General features: G+C 57.7%; 20 protein-coding genes. 1 reads left to right on the top strand and 19 read right to left on the bottom strand.

Annotated features, from left to right (window positions below; genetic code table 11):
- Positions 1-340: 340 nt before the first annotated feature.
- The 10 genes from mtnN to CSQ86_RS01785 form a co-directional block, all read right to left on the bottom strand.
- A complete protein-coding gene (gene mtnN / locus CSQ86_RS01830; protein ID WP_100493420.1) occupies positions 341-1,054 on the bottom strand; it encodes a 5'-methylthioadenosine/S-adenosylhomocysteine nucleosidase in 714 nt (237 codons plus the stop codon).
- A gap of 30 nt (positions 1,055-1,084) precedes the next feature.
- The gene (locus CSQ86_RS01825; protein WP_100493419.1) at positions 1,085-2,317 is read right to left on the bottom strand and encodes a 3-deoxy-7-phosphoheptulonate synthase; all 1,233 of its coding nucleotides are present in this window, start codon (positions 2,315-2,317) and stop codon (positions 1,085-1,087) included.
- Between the two features lie 608 nt (positions 2,318-2,925).
- A complete protein-coding gene (locus CSQ86_RS01820; protein ID WP_100493418.1) occupies positions 2,926-3,879 on the bottom strand; it encodes a type IV toxin-antitoxin system AbiEi family antitoxin in 954 nt (317 codons plus the stop codon).
- A gap of 170 nt (positions 3,880-4,049) precedes the next feature.
- A complete protein-coding gene (locus CSQ86_RS01815) occupies positions 4,050-5,180 on the bottom strand; it encodes a 3-deoxy-7-phosphoheptulonate synthase (protein ID WP_100493417.1) in 1,131 nt (376 codons plus the stop codon).
- 340 nt (positions 5,181-5,520) lie between these two features.
- Positions 5,521-6,864 carry a C1 family peptidase gene (locus CSQ86_RS01810; RefSeq protein WP_100493416.1) on the bottom strand — a complete coding sequence of 448 codons (1,344 nt, stop codon included), beginning with the start codon at positions 6,862-6,864 and terminating at the stop codon, positions 5,521-5,523.
- Between the two features lie 128 nt (positions 6,865-6,992).
- Positions 6,993-8,408: a coiled-coil domain-containing protein gene (locus CSQ86_RS01805; protein ID WP_100493415.1), complete on the bottom strand. Its 1,416-nt coding sequence runs from the start codon at positions 8,406-8,408 to the stop codon at positions 6,993-6,995.
- A 202-nt stretch (positions 8,409-8,610) separates the two neighbouring features.
- Complete coding sequence (locus CSQ86_RS01800) at positions 8,611-9,288, bottom strand: pyroglutamyl-peptidase I (protein ID WP_100493414.1); 678 nt, start codon at positions 9,286-9,288, stop codon at positions 8,611-8,613.
- A gap of 36 nt (positions 9,289-9,324) precedes the next feature.
- Positions 9,325-10,149 carry an IspD/TarI family cytidylyltransferase gene (locus CSQ86_RS01795; protein ID WP_243387594.1) on the bottom strand — a complete coding sequence of 275 codons (825 nt, stop codon included), beginning with the start codon at positions 10,147-10,149 and terminating at the stop codon, positions 9,325-9,327.
- A gap of 102 nt (positions 10,150-10,251) precedes the next feature.
- Positions 10,252-11,232 (bottom strand): purine nucleoside phosphorylase YfiH/LACC1 family protein, encoded by a 981-nt coding sequence (locus CSQ86_RS01790; RefSeq protein ID WP_100493412.1) that lies wholly within the window; start codon positions 11,230-11,232, stop codon positions 10,252-10,254.
- A gap of 2 nt (positions 11,233-11,234) precedes the next feature.
- On the bottom strand, positions 11,235-12,797 hold the full coding sequence (locus tag CSQ86_RS01785) for a peptidase U32 family protein (protein ID WP_165773724.1): 1,563 nt from the start codon (positions 12,795-12,797) through the stop codon (positions 11,235-11,237).
- 236 nt (positions 12,798-13,033) lie between these two features.
- On the opposite strand from CSQ86_RS01785, the gene trmD reads away from it, so the two are divergent.
- Positions 13,034-13,957 (top strand): tRNA (guanosine(37)-N1)-methyltransferase TrmD, encoded by a 924-nt coding sequence (trmD, locus tag CSQ86_RS01780; protein ID WP_100493410.1) that lies wholly within the window; start codon positions 13,034-13,036, stop codon positions 13,955-13,957.
- A 214-nt stretch (positions 13,958-14,171) separates the two neighbouring features.
- Here the strand turns inward: trmD and rsmD are convergent, their stop codons facing one another.
- The 9 genes from rsmD to CSQ86_RS01735 form a co-directional block, all read right to left on the bottom strand.
- Positions 14,172-14,753 (bottom strand): 16S rRNA (guanine(966)-N(2))-methyltransferase RsmD, encoded by a 582-nt coding sequence (rsmD, locus tag CSQ86_RS01775; protein WP_165773698.1) that lies wholly within the window; start codon positions 14,751-14,753, stop codon positions 14,172-14,174.
- Positions 14,754-14,780: 27 nt separating this feature from the next.
- Positions 14,781-15,629, bottom strand: a complete 849-nt coding sequence (locus CSQ86_RS01770; protein WP_202806951.1) for an ABC transporter ATP-binding protein — start codon at positions 15,627-15,629, stop codon at positions 14,781-14,783.
- An 11-nt stretch (positions 15,630-15,640) separates the two neighbouring features.
- Positions 15,641-16,762: a taurine ABC transporter substrate-binding protein gene (locus CSQ86_RS01765; RefSeq protein WP_207761540.1), complete on the bottom strand. Its 1,122-nt coding sequence runs from the start codon at positions 16,760-16,762 to the stop codon at positions 15,641-15,643.
- A gap of 124 nt (positions 16,763-16,886) precedes the next feature.
- A complete protein-coding gene (locus CSQ86_RS01760) occupies positions 16,887-17,822 on the bottom strand; it encodes an ABC transporter permease (protein ID WP_207761539.1) in 936 nt (311 codons plus the stop codon).
- A 167-nt stretch (positions 17,823-17,989) separates the two neighbouring features.
- Positions 17,990-19,120 (bottom strand): iron-containing alcohol dehydrogenase family protein, encoded by a 1,131-nt coding sequence (locus CSQ86_RS01755; protein ID WP_100493408.1) that lies wholly within the window; start codon positions 19,118-19,120, stop codon positions 17,990-17,992.
- 160 nt (positions 19,121-19,280) lie between these two features.
- Positions 19,281-20,642 (bottom strand): aminotransferase class III-fold pyridoxal phosphate-dependent enzyme, encoded by a 1,362-nt coding sequence (locus CSQ86_RS01750; RefSeq protein ID WP_100493407.1) that lies wholly within the window; start codon positions 20,640-20,642, stop codon positions 19,281-19,283.
- A gap of 346 nt (positions 20,643-20,988) precedes the next feature.
- Positions 20,989-22,167, bottom strand: coding sequence for a PucR family transcriptional regulator (locus CSQ86_RS01745; RefSeq protein ID WP_100493406.1), 1,179 nt, complete (start codon positions 22,165-22,167; stop codon positions 20,989-20,991).
- Between the two features lie 15 nt (positions 22,168-22,182).
- The gene (locus tag CSQ86_RS01740; RefSeq protein ID WP_100493405.1) at positions 22,183-22,902 is read right to left on the bottom strand and encodes a sulfite exporter TauE/SafE family protein; all 720 of its coding nucleotides are present in this window, start codon (positions 22,900-22,902) and stop codon (positions 22,183-22,185) included.
- Positions 22,903-22,968: 66 nt separating this feature from the next.
- Positions 22,969-25,431, bottom strand: coding sequence for an ATP-dependent DNA helicase RecG (locus tag CSQ86_RS01735; RefSeq protein ID WP_100493404.1), 2,463 nt, complete (start codon positions 25,429-25,431; stop codon positions 22,969-22,971).
- Positions 25,432-25,489: the final 58 nt, after the last annotated feature.

Genomic DNA, 25,489 nt, shown 5'->3' with positions numbered 1-25,489 from the left:
CTCTCTTCATCATGCTGCGTATATGTCCTCATGCAGCATGGCCTTGCAATCGATGTATTGCTCAGCTCAAAGTATTGAGCACAACGACAGGCAAGTGGAAGAAGAGCTATTACGGCTTGTGGCCACAGCAATGTTCTCCACACATCGCTGTGCCTGATGCTCGAGTATGGCCCACATGGCGGCGAGGGAAGCGAGAGAGTTCACATAGTGAAATCGGTGAGATGGTCACCAATTATTAAAAAGAGGCCCACTGCCGTGTGAGCCTCGTATCAATCACCCGCAACAATCAATCCACCGACACTATTGACTTCCCTTGACGGAGAAGCCCACATGCCCAGGACTACAGCCGCTTGACGATGTCTACGGCAAGGCGAGCGGCGGTATCGGCGTACTCGGAGATATCAAACTCCTTGAATACCTCGTAATCAGTATCCGCGTTATCGGACAGCGCGCGGATCACCAATGCCGGCACATCGTTGCGAGCCGCGACCTGGGCCACCGCGGCGCCTTCCATCTCCACGGCATCGGCACCGGTCAGGCGAATGACTTCCTCGACCTTTTCAGGGGTGTCCACAAAATAATTGCCGGACGCGATAATGCCGGTGATATGCGTGATACCCGCATTGCTCAGCGCCTGATCGGCAACTTCGAGCAGCTTCGGGTCAGAGAAGAATTCATGGACCGGCTTGTCTTCCGTGCCCGGCTTCCACTGGCCTACCAGACGCATATCGGTGTCAAGGTAGCGCAGCGTGCCACCGAGCACCACATCATTGATGTGCAGATGCTTGTTGAGGTTGCCGGCGATGCCACTGAAAATCACAGCATCAGGGTTGAACTCGTCAATCAGTAGCTGTGCGGTGGATGCGGCATTGACCAAACCCATGCCACCGACAGTCGCCGCGACCTTAATCACGTCAGCGCCGAAAGAGTCCACGGTACCCACGGCGATATCCAAACTGCCCTTGTTCACGTGGGTGACATGAGTGAGCGACTGGGCGATCAGCGCCACTTCCTCATGAAGAGCACCAATGATTGCAACGGTTTTCATACCCATACTGGTTTCCTTCCCCTTATTTCCTTGACTTCACTTCCAACGGCGTGCGGCCACGGCTTCGGCGAGCTCATGCAGCAGCGCTTCGGTATCCGGCCAACTGATGCACTTATCGGTGATGGATTTGCCGTACACCAACTGATCGAGCGGCGCGGCCTTCTGATTGCCGCCCTCGATGAAGCTTTCCATCATGATGCCGGTGATTCCACGCTCCCCCGCCGCGATGCGACGTGCGATATCGCGCACTACTTCGGCCTGACGATGCTCATCCTTGCCGGAGTTGCCGTGCGAGCAATCCACAATCAGGCCATGGCAGGCCGCGGAATCAGCCGGCATCTCATCGCGAATGGTATCCATCGCCTTGGCTACGGATTGAGCGTCATAGTTCGGCCCATGAATCGAGCCGCGCAGCACCACATGGCAATCAGGATTGCCGAGCGTTTCCACTGCGCATGCACGGCCCAAATGGTCGATGCCAAAGAACGTGTGCTGTTGGGCTGCGGCAAAGCAGCCGTTGACTGCTGCTTTCACCGAGCCGTCAGTGGCATTCTTGAATCCCACCGGCATGGATAAGCCGCTGGCCAGCTGACGATGTACCTGGCTCTCCGTATTGCGGGCGCCGATGGCACCCCAGCTCACTGCATCGGCGATGAACTGTGGGCTCGTGGGCTCGAGGAATTCCGTGGCGGCAGCCAATCCTTCGCCAAGCACACCGAGCAACGTCTTTCGGGCAAGCAGCAGGCCTTTCTTGATATGGTGGCTGCCGTCGATGTCCGGGTCGTTAATCAGGCCCTTCCAACCCACAGTGGTGCGCGGCTTCTCAAAGTACACACGCATCACAATGAGCAGCTCACGCTCGGTTTCCTTCATCACCTTGGCCAAGCGGTGCGCATAATCGAGCGCAGCTGCGGGATCATGAACCGAGCAGGGGCCCACAATCACCAACAGACGATCATCCTGCCCGTAGAGGCATGCGCGAATCTCATCGCGCGAATAGGCGACGATTCCCTGGGCCTGAGGAGTCAGCGGCAGTTCCGCAAGCACCTGGGCCGGCGTGGGCAGCGGCTCAAGTTCCAATACACGACGATTGATGATGCGGCTGACACCAACCTGATCCTCCCAGCGTGGCACATCCGTGGCAATCAACGGATTCTTGCCTTCGCCCATGGCTTGGCGAATGGCGCGAAGCTCTTCAGGCGTGTTCAACGGCTGCGGGCCAACCTGCAATGGATTTTCGGCTGGCACTGCGCCTTGCTGCTGCTGCATGTCTCGTACTCCTTGTGATTCATCCACCCCAAGGATACCTAACCATAGCGGCAACAGTGTCAGCCGTAGACTCGGCAACATTATTATCGACAGCATTACACGCATCAGCGCCACCAATACCGACACTGATACCGATGCCGACGATCGGCGCCAAACCAATAACGACCGCTTCAGTTCCCTCGCGGTGCTTTTTCACGAGATATGGGATTATCCCGAAAAAAGAAGCTGCTGACAATTGATCAATGGCGTATTTTCACGAAATATGGAGTCTCTCCGAAAAATAACGCCGCTGAGTGCGTTCGATCGGCTTATTATTTCGAGATATTCGTTGACCTCGTAAAAAGAAGCCACTGACGATGACTCAGTGGCGTATTATTTCGAGGAAAAGGTACAGCTCGTGAATATACGCCACTGAGGAATAGTCAGTGGCCTCTTTTCACGAACTTAGGAATTATCTCGAAAAAAGGAGCCACTGACGGCCGCTCAGTGGCTCCTTTTCACGAAATATGGGTTCAGAACGAAATTTTGAACCGCTTAATACACCGGCAAAAGCTCTATTCACCGCTATGACTCTGACTAGAACCATTTCACCGAGGAAACACCTCGATTCACACGATTTTAGGAACTCCGGCCTCATTCATCTTTTCCTCAAAGCGCCGCGGAGACATCAAATCCTCAAAGAAGACGTGGATGATTGCCGTTACCTTTTGCGCTTTGAGATGTTGCTCTCTCCGACGTTCGTAATCCAACTTAGCTTGAAGACTGGCTCGATTTTTATTAGTCGCATCTGCATACTTCGCCATACCATCGTATTCGGCTACAATAATGCGACCATCCGCAAGTTTCCAACAAAAATCAACCCGATAAGGCATCGCTGGATTATCCGGGTTCCCAAATTCCACCTGTAACAACGGCTCGGCATAATTCCGCTCTATCAGCATGCCGCGGAACAACGATTCTCCCCCATTCTCGCTTCCCGCATCCGCATAGCGCACTAACCGCTTCACTGATCGCTCATCACAAACGCTTTGCAGCGACAATGCTTCAATTTCTTCACACGAAGTCAATCCCATCCGTAACGTCGAATCAATAATGGCCAACGCATGAACAAACGGATACCCTGCACAGTCGAGTATCATTCGGGCTGGCGAAACAAGACGAATGCCCTGCACCATGCGCTGAGGAATTTGATTCATATAGACGCGCACAAGATGTGATTCATCAGCACCACCGATCCCGCCCGTGGATGCCACATATACTTTCCCATCATGCAAAGAACGCGAATGCTGCACCCCATACAAGCACGCTGCGCTTAGCCCCGTAAAGACCCACGATGGATGCCGATACGCTAATCCTCGAATCACATGCAATGATTGTTGCTCATTATTCAACGCATTCCAATAATCGCGTGCGGCATACATATTCCGATAAGGTGAAACCAAATCTCCTGCAGCGGCACGACGGCGCATGGCTTTTCGCAATGCATCATTGGTACCTGAAGCACAACGATAATCCGATTGTGCGGACCTTAACGCAGCGGCGACTTCTTTGTGCTCTTTCATGTACCGACAATATGGTTATCTCAGCATCGAGAACAAGCCGCACAAGAAAATGTGCATACTGTGACGCAGTATTGTGCTTTGTGGATAACTTTTCAATATCCACAAAGCACAAAGGCGGCATGGTGGATAACTATCGAATCAAAGTTCGAGGTTACCGCAGAAATCTATTGTTATAGTGCGCGACGGGCGGTGACGGCGTCGGCCAGCGTGTGCAGCAGCTCGTTGGTGCGATTCCATGGCACGCAGGCATCGGTGACGGATTGACCGTAGACCAGCTGGTCAAGCGGTGCCGGCTTCTGATGGCCACCCACAAGGAAGCTTTCCATCATCACGCCGGTGATGCCTGGCTCACCCTTGGCAAGGCGGGCTGCGATTTCCTCGACGACTTCAGCCTCACGGACCTCGTTTTTGCCGCAGTTGCCGTGAGCGGCGTCGATGACCAGACCGTACTGACTCGGGCCGGAAGCCTTGGACGCCTTCAGCGCTTCCAAAGCCTTACGCACCGATTCAGCATCGTAGTTCGGACCAGAGCTCGAACCGCGAAGCACCAGATGACAATCCGGATTGCCCTTGGTTTCGGCGGAGATGACGCGGCCATCCAGGTTGATGGACAGGAAATGATGTTCGAAGCCTGCGGTGTAGCAGGAGTCGGCGGCGGCCTTGATGGAACCGTCGGTGGAGTTCTTGAAGCCGACCGGCATGGACAAGCCGCTGGCCAGTTCGCGGTGGACCTGGCTTTCCGTATTACGTGCACCGATGGCACCCCAGCTGATCGCATCGCAAATGTACTGCGGGGTGATGGGGTCGAGCCATTCGGTGGCGGCGGGAAGACCAAGGCTCAGCACGTCGGTCAGCACCTTGCGGGCCAGCCACATACCCTTGCGAATATTGAAACGGCCATCCAGATCAGGATCGTTAATCAGGCCCTTCCAGCCAATGGTGGTACGAGGCTTTTCGAAGTAGACGCGCATCACGATGACGAGACGATCTTCCAGCTCACGCTTGACGGCAGCCAGTTTCTCGGCATACTCATGCGCGGCCTTGGGATCGTGGATGGAACATGGACCCACGATGACAAGCAGACGATCGTCGCGACCATTGAGCACGTCACGAATCTCCTGGCGCGAATGCAGCACGAGATTACTCATCTCGTCAGTAAGAGGCTGCTCTTTGAGGAACGCTCGAGGCGCTGGGATCGGATCGAGCTGACGGATATTGACATCGACCGTCTCAGGAAAGACGGCCTGCTCCCCCAAACGACGTTCGTCCTCGGAACTATCCGGACCACGAAGTGCTGCCATGCCGACTCTCCTCTCTCTTCTTCGATTACGTAAGCATGCGAAATGGTAAGTCTACATGCGGGCATGCGGATATGGAAACGCCCGGCCGTTTCGTGGACGGTCGGGCGTTTGCAATAGTGGACTCGCCTACGGCGAGACTAGTTTTTGCGAGCATCCGCTCGCAAGGTCTCTCCCTCAGTCAGCTTCGCTGACAGCTCGTCCTGCAAGTACGGACGGGCTACCGCCCTCAATCTGACGGCATGCCTATCGGCATGCACATTGCCTACGAACAGCACACCGTGCTGTTCGTAGGCAATGTCCCATCAGAGGGAGCCGGACTCCGGCTCAGGCGCTCTGGCCTTCAGGCCAGAGCGCCCATCGGATCCCATGCGGGGAGCATGGTCGCCGGCTCTTCCAGGGCCTTCTGATATTCGGCCGGGAGCATGGTCTTCGGGACGGCCACTTCGTAGACATACTCGGTGAACCAGTCGTCGGACATGGTGAAGTAGCCCTTGTCGGCGATCTTGGAACCCCAGGAGTTCTCCACGCGCCAGCGGCGGGTGGAACCGTCATCGGCCACGTCCACACCGGCGAATGCCATGGCGTGATTCATGGCGGAATCGCCGAAACGCACGCGGGCTTCCTTATCGAGGTCGAAGTCCACGTCGTAAACCTTGCCATACTCGAACAGGTCGGTGGCCCAGGCACCATTCTCGCGATCCATGAACGGGTGGCAGTCGGCACCGAACCACACCGGAATGCCCTGCTCGACGAGAATCTGCTTGACGCAGTCCTTCATGAACTGGTTCGGCACGTTGAGGTACTCGGTGGCGTCGCCGCCGGCCACATTGCCCAGGTGCTCGATGCCGATCTTCTTGCCCTTGGCATGTTCGGCACGCGGATCGTCCACAAGGCACACGTAATCCTCGAGACCGGCCGGGCCCACATACTTCTTCCAGAACTCGACCGGCGTGATCTCACCATCGCGGTGGAATTCGCCGTCCTTATCGGTCCACTCCCAGTCGAAGGAGACCGGCGGCTCACCCAAATGGATGGTAAGAATACGGTGACCGGCAGCGGTGGTATCGGCAACGATCTGGTCGATGGCAGCCTGATCGCCGGCGGCAGCGTACATGTGAGCCACTGCAGTGTGCAGCAGAGCGCGCAGCTGCACGTTCATCTCACGGGTGTTCTTGGAGGATTCGGTCTCCGGGAACAGGTCCTTCGGCACGGCACCATACTTCTTGTACACGTTCATAGCCATGGTCCACTGGCCACCGTCACCCATCACATCGGCGAGCAGGTGCTGCACCAGACGGGAGTCGGACGGTTCGCCGGCGGCGACCAGAGCGGCCATATCCTTCAGGAAGTAGTTGACGCGCTCCAGCTTGTCGTAGTACATCGCATAGTTCTGGGAGAACTCGAATTCCTTCAGATTCATGTTCTTCTTGGCGATGAAACGAGCCACGTTCAGGGAGCTGAACAGCCAGCAACGACCGGAACGATCCTGATGGGTGGCTTCGCCGTTATCGACCACGGTGGAGAAGCGGCGCTGCAGCAGGCGGGCACGGTCATAGTTGCGTGCCACCTTCTCGATGCCGGCCGCGGTCACTGCGTTCATGGCCAGACGGCTGGTGCCATCAGCGTCGAACTCGTCGCGCAGTGCGCTTAGCGCTTCGCCGGTGAGCGGCGTCAGTTCACTCATGTCTACTCCTTCTTTGGATTGGTGCGCTTGTGGCGCGGTTTACCAACGACTGCGGCACCTGGCGAAAGTGCACAGGTGCCGCAGTTCTTTTGCCTCTAGCAGTGTAGTCGAGGGCTTGTCATTACTACTTAGTTTTCAGCTTCCGTCTCGGCCGGCTGTTCGGATTCGTTAGCGGATTGCTCCTCCTGCTGGTCAGCATCCGGTTCACCAGCGGCCTTGCCCTGTTCAGGAACCGGGTTGACCACCGGCAGCGACTGAGCTTCCTCCTGCTTGTTCACCGCGTCGAATGCAAAGCCGGAGAAGGCCTGAGCAAACATGGAACGCAGTTCGGAAACACGCTGAGTGATGGTGGCCTCACGTTCCTGCAGATCGGCAATGTGCTTGCTCAGACTATCAAGCTCGCTCTGGGCGGCGGCACGACGCTCTTCGATCTGAGCGTCAGCGTCTTCACCGGCCTTGTGCACAATGGCAGCGGCCTGAGCATCGGCTTCCTGGCGCTTGTTGGCGGCGTAGGAATCGGCCTCCTCGCGAGTGGTCTTGGCCTGGCTGACCAGCTCGTCAGCTTCCTTCTTGGCTGCGTCGCGACGCTCTTCGAGGTGGGCGAGCAGCTCATTGACCTTGGTGGTGGCCTCATCCTGCTGAGCGGCGATGTCGGAGCGAATCTGCTCCACTTCGGCGCTGACCTGACTGATGGTGTTGGTGCGGCTGACCTCGGCCTCGTCGGTAATCTCCTGAGCCTTGGACTTGGCGGTATCGATGATCTCGCCAGCCTTGCGCTGCGCTTCGGTCATCATCTTGGAAACCTGCTCGCGCACGTCCGCAAGCTTCTTGTTGGCTTCGGCCAGTGCGGCTTCGATCTGATCGTTGGAATCGGACTTCAGCTTGGAGATCTCCTCGTTGGCGCTCTTGCGCTGCTCGGCGATCTTCGCGGTGGCTTCGGCCTTCAGCTCAGCGAGTTCACGCTCCTGGGTGGCACGCTCGGAGGAAAGCTTCTTGTTGTGCTCTTCACGGGCGTTGCTGAGCTCAAGTTCGACGGCCTGACGCTGCTCGGTGATGTTCTTGGTGGTCTCGGAGCGGAGCTGATCGGTCTCCTGCTTGGCGGAGGAGGTCAGGGACTCAGCCTGATTGTTGGCATTCTGCAGAATCGAGGAAGCCTTGGCATTGGCATCGTCAAGGATGTGCTGAGCATCGAGCTTGGCATTGTTGATCAGGGTTTCGGCCTGAGCCTGAGCGGCCGTGCGCGTTGCAGAGGCATCCTGCTTGGCGCGATTGAGCAGCTCGGTGCTGGTCTGCTCGGCGGATGCGAGCATCTGCTGAGCATTGGCACCCAGCGATGCGAAGCTGTTGTTCTGCGGCTTCTTGTTGCGCTCTTCCTGCAGCTGAGCCTGCAACTGCAAAATGCGATCATCATCCGCGGCAATCTGCTCACGCATACTGGCCAGCGTCTTCTGGGCCTGGTTCAGGCTGTCCTGGGCGGCGTCGAACGCCAAGTCAACCTTCTCTTTGTCATATCCTCGCAGCACCACCGGGAAACGATCCACCATGGCTGAATATCCTTTCACATCCATAAGCCTTTGGCATGTCCTCATGCACTGTAGCGCATAGGGGCACTGGAGACACACATTGATATGCAATCGTTACAATGCGTGCGAATGATGTTCTAGTTTGTTGCCGATACGTACTCTCTTCAGTCCGCGATACGGACAGTTTCTTCTATAGAAAAGCGCCCGGGTACAGAACCTCGTATTACGCGATGAGAATGTCGGAGCTGGATGGCTTCAAGTAGTAGCGAATCGCCTCGCGAACCACATCGCGTCCGGCTGCGATCTGCTGTTCAAGCGGCAGTCCGTGCTGCGCCGAACCAGCGGGGCGCACCGGCGGGAAGCTCACAAAACCACCCAGGACGCGCTCCTGGGTGGCGGTCCAGTTCAGCAGATTGTAGAACAACGAGTTGCATACGAACGTGCCGGCATCGGAACTCAGGGAAGCCGCAATGGAATCATCGGTGAAGTCCTGCAGAATCGAACGCAATGGCAACCGGGTCCAATACGCAGCCGGGCCGTTGGGATCAATTGGCTTGCGGCGTTGAATCACGTTATCGGCATCCGGGCGTTCGGCATCCATCAGATTCGTGGCGCAACGCTCGAGCATGACGCTTCGGGCCGAATGCTTGAGCCCGGTGGCGATAACGATATCCGGATTCGTGGCCTCGATGGTTTCCTTCAGCTGCGGCCATGCTTTGGTGAAGCTGACCGGAAGCTGCACGGCATGGATGGTCACATGAACATCGTTCAGCGGGTCATCGGTTCCCAACGGCGCACCCAACCCCTGCTCGGCAATGGCTTTGGGCACTTCGTACGCTGGGTTGACGTCCACGCCTTCATAATGGTCGAATCCGGAAATCACCACATTGAGTTCACGCATACTGCCTAGTGTAGCGTCATAGCCGCAAACCGAGCACTAGCGCATCTGTCCGGCGGCCTGGGCGAGCAGCGCATGCATGCGGGCACGAGCCGCCTCCTTGGGGTCGAATCCCTCCAACTGTTCGGCGATGCGCTCAGCGGTGGGAATGTCTTCCAATGTGGTGATCTTCAGGTTGGTCTCAGCGCCGGAGACAATGGCCACCGGCTCGCCCGGCAGGTAATCGACCACCACGCGCGTATCGTCCGTGGGATGGAAATCCGGGTCCTGTGCAGCCAGTTCGTAGGCCTTGCGAATTGTTGCGAAGCGGAAGGACTGCGGCGTCTGCGCACGGAATGTGTTCGGACGGTCAGGAACCGATTTGACGACCTTCAAATCACCCAAATCCTGGGTTAGCAACACGGTATCGGTGGACGCATAGGCAACCGTGGCCGCTTTGAACTGATCAAGGGCATCGATGGAACCATCGATGGCGGACTGGGCGACGAACGGACGGACGGCATCGTGGATGAGAATCTTGGCATCGCCGGGAATACCGGCCTGAGCTAACGTATCCAAAGCCGCCGCTGTGCTGTCCACACGTTCGGCGCCGCCATCGATGACCACGCGAACTTTGCCATAGCCCTGCTGATCGATCAGCGATTCGACTTCCTCACGAACCTTGCTGTTGACCACTACGACGATATCGCTTACGCGCGCGCAGCGTTCGAACGCCTCGATGCTCCAACACACAATGGGCTTGCCGCCCACAGACACCAGTTGCTTGGGATTGTCCGGGTCGAATCGTGTGCCGAATCCGGCCGCCAATACCACGGCCACGACAGGCACGGTCTGAGGCTTGGGATCGTCAGCCATCGTATTCATTGCAGTCTCGTTTGCTCTCTCATTCTCAGTCATAGGCTCCACCGTAGGGTGAGGCATGCCCGTTCGTGACCTGCCTCACACCTTCTCCACGGAATGTGCGCGCTAGTGGCGCACGATAAGGGCGAGCAGACGACCTTCGTAGGCCTTGCCGGCGAGCGCGGCGCGGCGATGCGAATACCAGAGCGGATTCTCCAACGTGCACATGCTGTGACTGATGGAGCCGATACGCTCGGCAAGTTCGGCCGGGCCTTCGCCATCGGTGCGGCACAGTTCGGCGAGTTCGGCGTCCTCTTCCAGATATTCGGTGGCGGCGTGCACGCGAGGCATCGAATCGACCACCTGATGCACACCGGCAAATGCCAGATCGATCATCGCGGCTTCGGCGATGTCGATGCCGGCACCGCCGAAGCGCGTCTGGGTCTTGGTCAGCGGGAAACGTTTGATGAAAGTGTCGGCGATTTCGTCGCCTACCTCATAGCAGTCGCCGCAGATACGCGGGCCGAGCGTGGCGATGATGCGGCTGGGATCAGCGCCCTTTCGCTGCATCAGTTCCACGGTGGCACCGATAACACCACGTTCCAGTCCACGGCGGCCGCAATGCACGGCACCGATAATGCCGGTTTCCGGGTCGGCCATCAGCACCGGCAGACAGTCGGCGGCGAACATGCCAAGTGCAACGTCTCGGCGAGAAGTCACCTGCCCATCAGCTTCAATGGCTGCGACCGGTTCCTCGCCGTGGGTGCCGGAAGCGTCAAAACCGAAGTCAGTATTGGATTCGTGGCCCGGCTCATCGATATCGATGGCAATGCCGGAATGCACTTGACTGACCAGGGACAACGGTGCTCCGATCGCTTCGGACAGAGCGATGCGATTGGAGAGTACGGCTTCCGGATCATCGCCGGACTTACCGCCCAAGTTCAGATTGCCGTAGTCTCCGGTGGAAAGACCGCCGAGGCGCGTGGTGTAGACCACGGTAATACCGGGGGCCAGCGCAATCGGAATGGTCACCGGAATCGGTCGGCCATTGCGATCGGTAGAGCTCATGGCACTGGAGTCAAGGATTTCGTCACTATATTCGGTCATAGTCACTCGGCTTTCAACATAGGCTTTTTGGTGCGGGAGCGGATGGCTGCGTTGACAGGCACCTGATGTGGGCAGGGCATGGAGAACACATGCGCCGGATTGTTGATGGCCGGCACCGGCAATCCCTCGGCATCCTTCAGACCGTCTTCCGGCACGGTGAACACCAGCGGACGCTCGCCTGGCAGCAGGAATTCAACTTCCTGACCGGGCTCGATCTTGTTGCGGCTCATCAGGGTTACGCGGCCGCCTTCATCGGCGCTCCAGCTCAGCACTTCGCCAACCACCAGCCACGAGCGGAAGTAGGCGGAGCGGTCGGTGTTCTGCGTCACCTTGTGTTCCGGGTAATAGAAACCGGTGGAGTAGTCGCGATGGGCCACCTTATCGGTTTCCTCGAGCAGCCATTCCGGCAATTCGACATGTAGAGCCGGGCGTACGGCCGCATGCTTCCAATCGCTTTCGATAATTTCCACTGCGGTATTGGACTTGCGGCGGGTGGAGCGAGCGTGAGCGCTCATGCCATCAGGTTCCGGGGCAGAAGCGGAATCATCAACAGCTTCAACGCGTTCGTAGCCTTCATCGGCCACGCCGGCGAACGCCTTATCGGCATTGCGCATGATCGCGTCCTCACCGTCCATCTTGCCGAAGTCCGGGTCGCCCGGGCGAATCACCTGATCATGGAAAGGTTTCAACACCGTGCCATCAGCAGACTCGAAGCCGCGCTGAATCATGTATTCATTCACCGCGGTCTTATAGGCGTTGGTCATGGCGGCGATGTAGTACGCGCTTTTCGCACGACCCTCGATTTTGAGGCTCGTGGCACCGGAGTCGATCAGATCATCTAAATGACCAAGCATGTTCATGTCCTGCGAGTTGAACAGGTAGGCGCCATCCTTGGTCTGTTCAATCGGGAAGTACTGGCCGGGGCGTTTCTCCTCCACAATCGAATACTTCCAACGGCATGGCTGCGCACATTCGCCATGATTGCCATCGCGACCGGTCAGGTAATTGGAGAACAGGCAACGACCGGAGAAGGCCATGCACATTGCGCCATGCACGAAACATTCGATGTCGAGATCGTCCGGAATGTTCGCGCGAATATCACGCACGGCCTGCAGGTCCATCTCGCGGGCCAGCACCACACGGCGGGCACCGAGCTCATAGAATGCGTTGGCGGCCTGATAGTTGGTCACACCAGCCTGGGTGGAGACGTGCAGTTCCAGGTTCGGAGCCACCTGGCGGGCCATCATCATCACGCCGATATCGGAGACGATCAGCGCGTCCACGCCAGTGTCTTTGAGCTGACCGACGTATTCGCGCATCGCCTCGATCTCGTTGTTGCGCGGCAGTACGTTGCAAGTCACGTACACGCGGGCGCCACGCTCATGCGCATAGCGCGAGCCTTCCTCGAAGTCCTCAAGGCTCAGGTTCTTCGGTGCCGAGCGCATGCCGAAGGCCTTGCCGCCGCAGTAGACGGCATCGGCACCATAATCGACCGCAGCCTTCAGACCGCGCAGGTTGCCGGCCGGAGACAGTACCTCCGGCTTCTTGCGTGTGGGGATTCTCATCGTCGTATTCATCACGCAATAGTGTAATGAATACGTTGCACATGCCCGTTCCAGACCTCATCTCAACGATGATGCTCCCCCAGCACGGCCCACCACCCCACACAACTGTAGGTTTTCCAACGTTGACTGTCGGATTTCTAACACTGACTGTAGGATTTTTAACGTTTTTCGTTCAAAAACCTACAGTCAGTGGTCGGATTCTTTGTTTATGGACGGGTATCGGTAGGCTGTGTTGCATGAAGATCGATATCGTGAGCGTATTCCCCGAATACTTCGAAGTGCTGAACTTGAGCCTGATGGGCAAGGCCCAGTCCAAGGGTCTATTGGAAATCACCGCGCATAATCTGCGTGATTGGACCCATGATGTGCACCATTCGGTGGATGACACTCCGGTCGGCGGCGGTGCTGGCATGGTGATGAAGCCAGAAGTGTGGGCGGAATGCCTTGACGAGCTGCTCAATTTGCCCGCTCCGAACGAGGACGATTCTCCTGATGAGCTGGTTTTCCCCACCTCTGAATCTTCGGATTCTCCTGCCGACGATGCTCTCGACTTCTCTGGAATACCTAATGATGAGACTGAGGAAGATGACGATTCCAATGCCGCCGCCCCGGTACTGATTTTTCCGAATCCGTCCGCTCCTCTGTTTACGCAGCGCGATGCCACCGAGCTGAGCCATGCTGAGCATCTGTTGTTCAGCTGCGGCCGATATGAGGGCTATGACTCTCGCATTCCTGATTACTATCGCGCGCAGGGCATTGATGTACGAGAGTATTCCATCGGTGATTATGTACTGAACGGCGGCGAAGTGGCGGTTTCCGTGATGCTTGAGGCCATCACCCGCCTGATGCCCGGTTTCATGGGCAACCCGGATTCGATTGTGGAGGAATCCTACACCGGCGAAGGCGCGCTGCTGGAACATCGCCAGTACACGAAGCCGGCAGTGTGGCGTGGCATTGCGGTGCCCGATGTGCTGCTTTCCGGTGATCACGGCAAGGTTGACCGTTTCCGCCGCGATGAGGCGTTGACTCGCACCAACGAAATACGACCGGATCTTATCGAGGCCTTGGATTGCAAGGCCTTGGATAAGGCCGACCGTAAAACGTTGATGGCATTGGGCTGGGAGGTTTCAGCCGCCCATCCACGCAAGTTGGATCGTTAGTAGCCGTTTCCCGCGTCCAATTTTACGAAAAATAGACCTAACTGTCGGAATTATGGACATTGACACCAACTCAACATCCATAATTCCGGAACAATGCCGCACTGACCCGATTTTTGGACGCCCATTACTCCTCAGTGTCCAAAAATCGGGAGACGTGGGTCGTTTACCCGAATTATGGACGATGAAGGACGTCTTCTAAGAAGTTGAAAGACGTTTACCTGGATTCGGCAATAGGCTCAATGTAGAACACGGCGGTTTCGCCGTAGTTGCGCCGCTCGGTGATCTCCCAGCCTTGAGGCGCGGTGGGATCGTCGGAGCGGATCGAACGTTCGAGCATGATTACCGTGTGCTCATTGGTGGCGCTGCCGGCTGCCAAATCAGCGAGCAGTTGATTGCAGGCGTCGGTTTCATAAGCGTACGGCGGGTCGATGAAAATCACATCGAACGGTTCACCGAAGCCATCGGCTACCGCTTCGGCCTTCTTTACCAGCACACGGGCACGCAGATCGGCTCTCCATGAACGATTCTTCTTCAAGTCCGCCAGTGTCTTGGTAATCAATGCGGCAGCCGGGCGAGAGCTTTCCACAGCCACCAATTCGCGGGCACCTCGGCTCAGTGCTTCGATACCAAGCGCGCCGGTGCCGGCGAACAAATCCAGGACGCGGGCATCATCCAGAACTTCCCATGAATCCAAGTGGGAGAAGATCGCTTCCTTGGTACGGTCGGTGGTGGGTCGGGTACCGGTTTTCGGAGTGGCCAGTGCCACGCCTTTGAATCGTCCTGAGATTACGCGCATAGCGACCAGCTTAGCCGCTGCTAAAAACTACTCCTGATCGTCCTGTACGTAGATGGCCTGGGTGATCTCCTCGCGCAACTTCACGAATTCCGGCATGGCACGCACCTTTTCCATATTGTCCGGATCATCAGGGTCACGCGGAAGAGTGATCGGAATATCCATTTTCACGGTTCCCGGGTGCGCGCTCATCACAATCACACGGGTGGCGAGGAAAATGGCCTCATCCACGCTGTGGGTGATGAAGAACACTGTGCTGTGGCGTTCGCGCCAGATGCGCAGCAGTTCGTTCTGCAGCTTTTCGCGGGTCAGGGCGTCCAATGCGCCATAGGGCTCGTCCATCAGAATCAGGTCCGGCTCGGTGGCGAGCACACGGGCGATTTGCGCACGCTGCTGCATACCGCCGGAGAGTTCGTATGGACGGCGGTCGGCGGCGGAGGTCAACCCCACCAAGTCGAGGAAGTGATCGGCCTTCTCCTTGCGCTCGGCCGCCGGTACACCTTGCATTTTCATGCCGAATTCCACATTCTTGCGCACGGTGAGCCACGGGTAGAGCGGCGGCTTCTGGAAGACCACGCCACGCTTCGGGCTGGGACCGTTGATGGCCACGCCACCGGAAATCAGTTCGCCATCGGACGGCTTTTCGAATCCAGCCAGCATGTTGAGCAGCGTGGTTTTGCCGCAACCGGAGCGGCCGACTACACAAATGAAATCATGCTTGTTGATGGTCAGATTGATGTCGTGCAGGGCGGTCACATGGTCGCCCTGCTGGGTGACGAAGCGCTTGTTGACGCCGCGGATATCCACGGCCACGCCCTGGTCGTCCATCGTCTTCTTTTCGGTGAGCTCACCCCAGGTGAGCGCGTTGTCGTTCGCCATGATAAGTCCTTTCACTGCTTGGCCACTTGGTCGATGGCATCGGTGTAGAGCACGCTGGAATAATCGTCGCTTACCTTGTCCAAGCTGCCCTGGGTTTTGAGGAATTCGGCGGTGTCCTTGAAGATGCCCGGCAGCTGACCGTGGAAGATATCGCTTTGGTCCTTGGCCTGCGGGTAGGTGTACCCCTTGAACTGCTTCTTCACATCCGCAACCGAGTTGCCGAGAATCGTGGAGATGGATTCCGCGGAGTCCGCTTCCTTGCTGGAGATCAGCCCAGCCGCATAATTCTCCACAGCGGTCCAAGTCTCCATTACCTTCGGGTTGGCTTTGATGAACGCATTGGTGGCGAGTTCCATATCGTAGGTGGCGGAGCCGGTTTTGGCGGTGGCCGCACTGGATGTCACGATGGCGCCGCCGTCCGCCTTCAGTTTGCTTAAGACCGGATCCCAGACCCAAGCCGCGTCGATTTCGCCACGCGTCCACGCGGCGGACATCTTATCCGGGTCCAGGTTGATGAGGTTCACGCTGGTCTCGTTCATACCGGCGTTATGCAGTGCGGAGAGCAGTGAGAAGTGTGAAGTGGAGCCGAATGGTACGGCGATGTTCTTGCCGGCAAGGTCTTTGATGGACTTGTAGTCGCCGCCGCGGGCCACCAGGGACTCAGCGTCGCCGATGATGTCATGAATCCAAATTACTTTGACCGGCAGGTTCAGCGGGGCGGATGCCGCGCGCACGGCCGGCGAGGAACCGGCCAGGCCAATGTCCAGCGAGTTCGAGCCGAACGCCTGAATCACATCGCCGCCGGAGTTGAATTGGCTCCACTGAATGGTGGCGTTCGGCAGGCAGGCTTCCAAAAGTCCCTTGTCTTTGACAATCAGGTCCGCATTCGGAATGGCCTGCCATGCGATGCGGATAGTGCCTTTGAAGTCCTCGTTCTTAGCTGACGGCACCGGGCAGTCGGTGACAGCTGCGCCCGATGTGTTGCCCACCAGCTCGTCGGCAGTGGGCATTTTGCCGCAGCCGGCGAGGCTGGTGAGCAAAGTAGCGGAAACCAGCAATGCACCAATCTTACGGATTGTTTCACGGCGTGTTCCACGAATGTCTAGCATTGTTCCACAGGTTGTTTCACGCATGTTCGATTCCTCTCTTACGACGTACAACGTTGATGCCGCGCATCCCAACTACCCCTCAGTCGGCTTTGCCGACAGCTCCCCTGACAGGGGGGAGCCGAGAGAGGTGTCGTTATCGCAACTGCACCTATTCCTTGCCAACCCACGGGGTCACCAGATGGGTGATGCCGAGAATCAGCCAGTCAAGCAGCAGTGCCGCAATACCGATGACGAAGATGCAGGCGATGGTCAGCGGCGTATTGAGCTCAGTGCCGGAGAGGTAGGCGAGTGCGCCGATGCCAGGGATACCGTTGTTGAGCTCGGCGGCCACCACGGTGGTCCATGCAAAGCCGACCGCCAGTCGGATGCCGTTCATGATGGAAGGCAGAGCGCTCGGGAAGACCACGAACAGGAATGCCTTCGGGCGGGATGCGCCAAGCGACAGCGCCGAGTTCACACGATCGCGGTTCACACCGTTGATGCCATCGACGGTGGCGAGCACAATCGGCGGGAACGCCGCGAGGAACAGAAGCCAAATCTTTGTGGTGTCGCCAATACCGAACCAGACGATCAGCAAACCGATGTAACCTAGCGGCGGCAGAGCGCGAATAAAGTTGATGTACGGCAGGATGATGCGGTTCAACCAGCCGATTTCCGCCAGAATGAAGCCGATCAGCACGCCGAACACAATGCCCAGAGCCATGCCGATACCGATACGTTCCAGGGAAACCACCAGATGCTGCCAGAGGAAGTACTGCTGTTCACCACAAACGATGCGCGAAGAGCCAGCTGACGCCGGACGGCAGCTGTTGGCTTCGATGAACGCATCCCAGACGGCTTTCGGACCAGGCAGATACAGCGAATTAATCAAACCAGCCGAGGTGACACCCCACCATACGGCAATCAACAGCACCAAGGAAATCACCGGCTGAATTTTCTTCGACTTCATCCAAGCCGGCATCGGCTTGCGCTTGGCCATAGCTTCATTTGCCACAATCGACGTACCGGTCACTGCAGTGCCGGCCACTACCGGAGTATCTGACGTATTCGGCGTATTGGGAGCCGGTGTTGTCGCATCGCTCATAATCGTTCCTCTCCATCGCATCTGCCTTGGTTGTACGGGAAACAGTCGCCGCATTGATTACGTAGTTTTTACGGATTGCTGCCTTCGCGTTTCAGGCTGGTTACACGATTTTCGGTGTTTCAGATATGGGGCTTCCGCATATCTTCGGAAGCCCCACAAGGTTGCAATCAGTCGGTGGCGGCAAGGTGCTCGTACATGTCCTGAAGCATCTCGTCGGTGATCTCGACTGGATTGTTGTACAGGTTCGGATGGCGGCTGATACGCACCAGATCGGCGATCTGCTCGGCGCTCAGGTTGAGATCCTTCAACCCGGTACGCAAGCCCACCTTGACCTTGAGCTCATGGATGGCGTCGGCCATCGCATCGACGTCCTCGAATCCGATGGCACGGGCGAACTCCTGCACACGGCCGTGCTGGGCATCTTTGTTGATGCGGGCGAACCAGTCAAGCGTCAGGCCGCAGGCCTCGCCGTGTGGAATGCCGTGAATATTGGTCAGTGGGAAGGAGCAGGCGTGCGAAGACGTGGTCTTCGGCAGGGTGAACGCGAGGCCTGCAATCACCGACGCCTCACACATCTTCTGGCGGGCTTCGGCGTTGTTCGGTTCGGCAACGGCAATCGGTAGGTATTTGAAGACCAGCGGCGCCGCGTGGATGGCGCAGGCGTCGCAGATCGGCTGATGGCCTTTGCTCCAGTAGCCTTCGATCGCCTGGCTCAGCACGTCCATACCGGTCGACGCGGTGACGTGCGGCGGCACCGAATAGGTGAGTTCCGGGTCGATGATGGCCACGGATGGGAAGAACCCGTCGGAGACGATCGGCGCCTTTTTGCCAAGTGCGCGGTTGGTGAGCACGGATACGCAGGTGACTTCGGAGCCGGTGCCGGCGGTGGTGGGCACTGCGATGATGGGTAGATGCTCCTGCGGCATGGCCTTGCCTGTGCCGTGGTATTCGGCGATGGAATCGTTGGTCAGGGCGATGCTGGCCGCCGACTTGGCGAGGTCCATCGCACTGCCGCCGCCCATGGCTACGACGAACTTCAGGTGCTTTTCGCGAATCAGGGCCGCGGCCTTATCCACTTCGGTAACGTCCGGGTTCGGCGAGAAATCGGAGAAGATTTCGCTGATTGCGCCGTCGGAGTCCTTGACGATGCGCTCGGCGGTGCCGTTCTTGGCGAAGAGGTGCTCAGAGACGAGCAGGCCACCTTCAATCAGACCCATTTCCGCAGCCACATCCTTGATTTCACGGACACGGCCATTGCCGAAGCGAATAGCCACCGGCTGTTGATAATCCCAAAGCATGGTGTTTCCTTTTTCTAACGTGGATTGGCTTCCCCCGTCAGGAGAGCTGTCATGCGTAGCATGACTGAGGGGTAGTTGTTCACATTGCGATATATCGCATCGGTCTCTCCCCCACCCGGCTTTGCCGGGAGCCCCCTCGTCAGAGGGGGCCAATTGGTAATTAGTCGCAGAAGTTCTCGTCGACCCAGGTCAGAACCTCGTCGACCTTGGGCAGTTCGGCCTTGAGTTCCTCAGCGGTAATGGTCAGCGGCGGGCAGATGTTCACGTTGGTTTCACGGCCGAAGGTCAGGAAGCCCTTGTCTTTCAGGGCGCCCATGATCTTGCCCATCACCGGGTTGGCGGTGTGATATGGGCTCATCAGCTCGCGGGTCTCCTTGTTCTTGACGATGGTCATGGCGGAGAACAGGCCGATGCAGCGGGATTCGCCCACGCACTTGTGCTTGGCTTCCATCTCCTCGAGGAACGGTTTCAGGATGCCTTCCATCTCCTTGACGTGGCCGGCGATGTCGTGCTCAACGTAGTAGTTCACGGCGGCGACGCCGGCGGCGCAGGCCAGCGTGTGGCCGGAGTAGGTCAGGCCGCACTGCAGCACGTGATCGGTGAAGTAGTCGGAGATCTGCTTGGAGACCACCACGCCGCCCAGCGGCACATAGCCGCAGGTGACGCCCTTGGCGAAGGTGAAGATATCGGGCTTGATGTCGAAGTTCTGCCAGGCGAACATCTTGCCGGTGCGGCACCAGCCGGCCATGACCTCGTCGCAGATCATCAGGATGCCGTACTTATCGCACAGTGCGCGCACGCCTTCCATGTAGCCCTTTGGTGGCAGGATCACGCCGTTTGCGCCGACGATGGATTCCATCAGGATGGCGGCCACATCATCCGGGTTCTCGTAGATGAGCTGATCTTCGAGGCGCTTCAGGTACAGGGCGGTGACCTTTTCGTCATCCTCGCCACGGTTGAAGCCATCCTCATACATGTTCGGGTTCATGAAGTGCACGAAGCTCGGGGCTGCGCCACCGGCTTCAGTGGCGAAACGACGCCAGTCGCCGGATGCGAAGGACGCGCCCAAAGTGGAGCCGTGGTAGGAACGGTAGCAGCTGAAGATCTTCTGGCGGCCGGTGACCATGCGGGCCATCTTGATGGCGTTTTCGTTGGAGTCGGCACCGCCATTGGTGAAGAACACGCGCTGGTAGAATTCATTGCCGGCAAGGTCGACAATCATCTTGGCAAGCTTGGACTTCGGCTCGGAAGCGTACGCCGGTGCCATGAAACACATCTTGCTGGCCTGATCCTTGATGGCGTCCACAATCTCCGGCAGTTCGTGGCCGAGGTTGGAACACACCAAGAGCGACGACATATCGGCGTACTTGTTGCCGTCATAATCGTAGACGTAGATACCCTTGGCGGACTTGACCGGCATCACCGGTTCGCCCTGCTTGTGCCAGGACTGCATCACATACTCGCGGTGCAGTTCAGCAACTTCTTCGCCGGTCAGTTCCTTGGTCGCCAGTGATTCGCTCATCGTCTCGTCCTTTCGTGGGGCTTTGATAAGCCGAATGGACGAGACCATGTGAGACAGAAATGTGCACGATACACAATCGAAACATTTGTTCCGCATGCATCGGATTGCATTCCCGTGAAGCCATCCGTTCGGCAACTGCATGAAATCCTTGTGGATTCCGTGATTGCTTTGCAGTCTACGAGCGGACGAGTTGATGTTCTATATCGCAGAACCTAAAGTTGATTGTGCTCCAGCACAATCACACTACTCGGCTCCCTCTGATGAGGGAGCTGCTGAGCATAGCGAAGCTGAGGGAGAGAAGCGCGAGCATACGCTCGCGAAAAATCTATCGGTCACAGACCGATTCCTAGCAATCAAGAATCTCACGCACCTGCAATCCCACCGAGAGGAACTCACGCGTTCGGAAATCGGACAGACTCACACCGAGGATGTCCTCGATTTTGTTGAGCTTGTAGCTCACGGTGTTGCGATGTACGAACATGCTGGCCGCGGTCTCTTTGACTGATCCGGAGAACTGGAAATAGGCATGCAGCGTCTCGGTAAGATCGGTACCGTTCACGCGATCGTATTCCACGAGCGGCCCAATGCTGTCTTGATAATAATCTTCCAAAATCGCACGGTCCGAGACGGCGAGCAGCAGCTTATCGATGCCGGAATTGTCGTACAATGCGACTTCGCCCACACGCCCGCGCAAATGCTGCAATCGTTCGAGTTTGAGCGCCTGATTATAGCTTTTGCCGATGCATCGGGCGGATTTGGTGACTTTGCCGACGCCGATATAGGTGCGTTCGAGTATCACGCCGCGCCTGCGAATCGCGGCGATGATTTCGCGGACCATCAGCTCCACTTGCTCGGCTGTGTACCGTGCAAACACCAGCACCAAGCGCTCTTCGATGTGAACTACAGCCACACGCCATTGGTTTGCCGTAATCAACGATTCAGCTTCACGCGAGTATTTGGCGATCAGTTCGGCGTCATGGCCACCGTGTTCCGCATCCAGACATGCGCTGAACACAGTGACGCAGTAATTCCAATCCTTGCCGAACCCGGATTGCTCCAGGTATTCGAGATACATTTCCTCGCGATCCGGATGGAAAATCGCATTTTCCAACGCCGCGGCCAGCTCCATGCTGTGCTTTTCGCTCATCGTGATGGCCAGACTGAAACTGTGCATGATCTGCGCCATATGCACGCTCCACGGCACTTTGAACAGCGGGAAATCGTGCTCATCACAGAAACGAATAGTTTCCGGACTGATCTGATGGATGAACGGGCCGATATTCACCACCACGCCCGTGGCCCCGGAAGCGTAGGCGCTTTTGACCAGGGGATATAAATCCTCCTGTGTTTCCAAGCCGATGCCGGTGGTGAAAGCGATTTCCTGACCTTCGAGGAAGCCGGCGATCTCCTCGTTTTCAACCATGTGCACCCAGCGCACCGGTTTGTCGAGGCCATTTTTGCCGGCCACCAGCACCATGTCCTTGTCGGCGGCCTGTTCCACCAGTTCCTTCAATCGAACGGTCATACCATCTTCTTTCTGTCACAGCACAATCGAGGCGCCGGAAATCACCAGCAGCACATAGGTAAGCTTCAAAAAAGCCTGCTGGCTGACATGCTGTTGCAGGCGATTGCCGATGATAATCGCCACAATCAATGGCGGAATCGATATGGCAGTAAGCACCAGCGCATGCGGTGTAATCACGCCGGCAACCCCTTGCTGCACAGTCAGCACCGAGTTCAGCGCCACCCACACACAGGCCATCGTGGCGCGGAATTCATTCTTGTCTTTGAGTCGAACCGCCGCATAGATCACCAAGAGTGCGCCGCCGGAGATGAACATGCCATGAATCACGCCGGCCGCCAGCACGATGATGATCAGCAACCAGCGAGGCGGCTCGGCATGCGAGGGCCAGATCAGGTTTTTCAGCGCGATCGCGATGATGAACACGCCATAGGCCTTCTGCAATGGGGCAAGCGGCAGCACGGCATACAACGCCACGCCAGCAGCCATGCCAATGGCCATGAGCCCTACCATCTCACCGAGGATTCTCCAGCGAATATGGGCACGGTGCTGCACACCGAGCCACAGGCAAGCCAGCAATGTGGTGATGTTCAGTACCACTTTGGCGGTATCGGTACCAAGCAGCAGCATCGAGAACGGCATGGCAAGTACGGTTCCCGCGAATCCGGTGATCGCCTGAATCACGTTCGCGGCGAACAGCACGATCAGGAACAACGCATCGCGCACGGTCTCGCCCATGGGCCCTCCTTGTTAGGTAGACTGCCCATACCGTAGCGAGTTCGCGTAAACTGGCGCGTTACGGTCTCAGTTGGAGGTCAGGAAGGTTTCGTTGCCACGCGTGAAATCAAGTACCGCACCAGCCAGCTGCACTTCGTTCGTGAGTTCCGGGTCGGCAGTCAGCACTTGTTCGGCGCGAGCGCGGGCGTCGGCGATCATGTCCGCATCCTTGACCACGCGCAATAGTTTCAGGCTGGACTTGCCACCCGATTGGGCGTCGCCCAGCACATCGCCGGCACCGCGGAATTCCAAGTCGGCTTGAGCGATTTCGGCACCATCGAGCGAATTATGGATGACTTCGAGCCGCTGTTCGGCAATAGAGCCGGGTTCTGCGCGGGAAATCAGGAACGCCCATGAGTTGGTGCCGCCTCGGCCCACGCGGCCGCGCAACTGATGCAACTGGGAGAGGCCATAGCGGTCGGCGTCGAAAATCACGATGCAGCTGGCCTGTTTGACATCCACACCGACTTCGATCACCGTGGTGGAGACCAAAATCGGCGTCTTTCCGGCTGCGAAATCTGCCATGACTTGGGTTTTGACATCATCCTTGTCACGACCGGTCAGCGTGGCGAACCGTATGCCGGCGAACTGCGGGAGTTTTTGCAGTCGTCCGGCGATTTCCTCCACCGAGTGCAGCGGTGGCCGGGCTTCGGCTTCTCCATTGTCGTCGTAGGTTTCGTACGGGTTATCGATACCGATGATTTCAGCTTCGCTCCGCTTGCGCCTGCCAGCCGACGCATCCGAATCATCATCCTCATCGATGCGCGGGCAGACGATGTACGCCCGCTCCCCCGCATCGACGCGTGCGCGGATGTGCTGGAACATGCGTACCATCGTGGGCGCATCGGCTTCATTCACCACGACTGTGCGGATTGGTTTGCGCCCACCGGGCAGCTCGGTGAGCCATGAGATATCGAGGTCGCCGAACCAGGTCATAGCCGCAGTGCGCGGAATCGGGGTGGCGGTCATCACCAACAGATGCGGCGTGGTGCCGTCATCGGTTTTGGCGTTGAGGCTTTCGCGCTGTTCCACACCGAATCGGTGTTGCTCGTCAATCACCACCAAAGCCAAATGCGGGGCTTGGAAGGTTTTGGAGAAGGCCGCATGCGTAGCCACGATGATGCCTGGTTCACCGCTGGCGGCGGCCGCGAGCGCCTTGCGGCGTGCGGCGAGCTTCATGCCACCGGTCAGCAGCGTAACCGGCACTTCCGGCGTGAGGTTTGCCACCATATTGCCGATGGTTTCGGCGTGCTGCTCGGCCAGCACCTGAGTTGGCGCCACAAGCACGGCCTGATAGCCGGCACCTACAGCTTGCAGCATGGCGGCGAGCGCCACCACGGTTTTGCCGGAGCCGACTTCGCCTTGCAGCAGGCGTTGCATCGGCCAGTCGCGGGAAAGATCAGAGGCGATGTCATCGATGACCTGCCGCTGGCCGTCGGTGAGGGTGAACGGCAGGGCGCTAATGAACTGGTCGCGCAAATTGTGCGCACCGCTGCCGCTTTCCGTGTTGTTCACGGCAGTATTTGCTGTCGCATCGTCCAGGGAGCAGGGGTGAGCCGCGGATTTATGCGCATGGGACCGGGCCTTCAGCAGCGAGACCTGGGAGATAAACGCTTCCTCATAGCGCAAGGTTGCGATGGCTTCGTTGAATCGGTCTCGCGAATCGGAATCATGGATGGCGAGGAACGCCTCCGCCCTGTGCATGAGGTTTTTGGTCTCTCGGACCGATTCGGGCAAGATATCAGGGATGGACTGGGCCAATGTGCCGATCGCCGCCCCTTCCCCCGGTTGCACGGCGATACTGCTGGTGGACGGCGGCACCAAAGCGGTTTGCGCGTTTTGCGAGGTTGAGGTGCGCGCACCCATCATCCACAGGAGATTCAGAATCGTTTCATGAATATGCTCGGAGGATATGCGTGAGCTGGCATGGTAGACCGGGCGCGGACGAGTTACGCGCAAGACTGCCTCGTCGACAGAATCAGCGTCATACTTAAGTTTTGCGCCGGTCTGTGAGGCCGCAGCGGCAGGCATACCGGCGAACTCGGGCGGAGCTACAGTCAAAAAATCAGGATGCGTGAACTGCAACTGCCCCATGTATTCACTAGGAGTGCCGGAAACCACCAGTATCGGACTGGATTTGAGCCGCATGCTCACCCAGTCGATATAGTTTTTACGACCACCGAAGAACGTGAGTTGAGCAGTGCTGTCAGGCATATGGTGCATACGAGCGAAATCCACATCATCGACAGTGGCGATTACGCGCAGCATGCGGCCGGGTACCACGCGCACGTCGCGCACTGTAGCCACAAATGCCATCTGCTGGCCGATTTGTGCTTGGCGAAGCGTTTGCAGACGGACCGGGTCGGTGACGCGGAACGGAAAATAAGTCAGGGCCTCACCCACGGTGGTGACACCCAGCGATTTGAGCGCGGACACACGTCGCTTATTGGTGATCAGCGATGCCAGTGTAGTGCTCAACGTAATGCTCATAGCGGCCCATTCTAGTTAAAACAAAACCCGCTCAGCCGAAGCTAAGCGGGTTTCGCAA

This window comes from Bifidobacterium felsineum (assembly GCF_002802915.1).
Classification (GTDB): Bacteria; Actinomycetota; Actinomycetes; order Actinomycetales; family Bifidobacteriaceae; genus Bifidobacterium; species Bifidobacterium felsineum.
The sequence above is the reverse complement of the archived record's forward strand: the minus strand, read 5'-3'. Positions and strand labels throughout refer to the sequence as shown.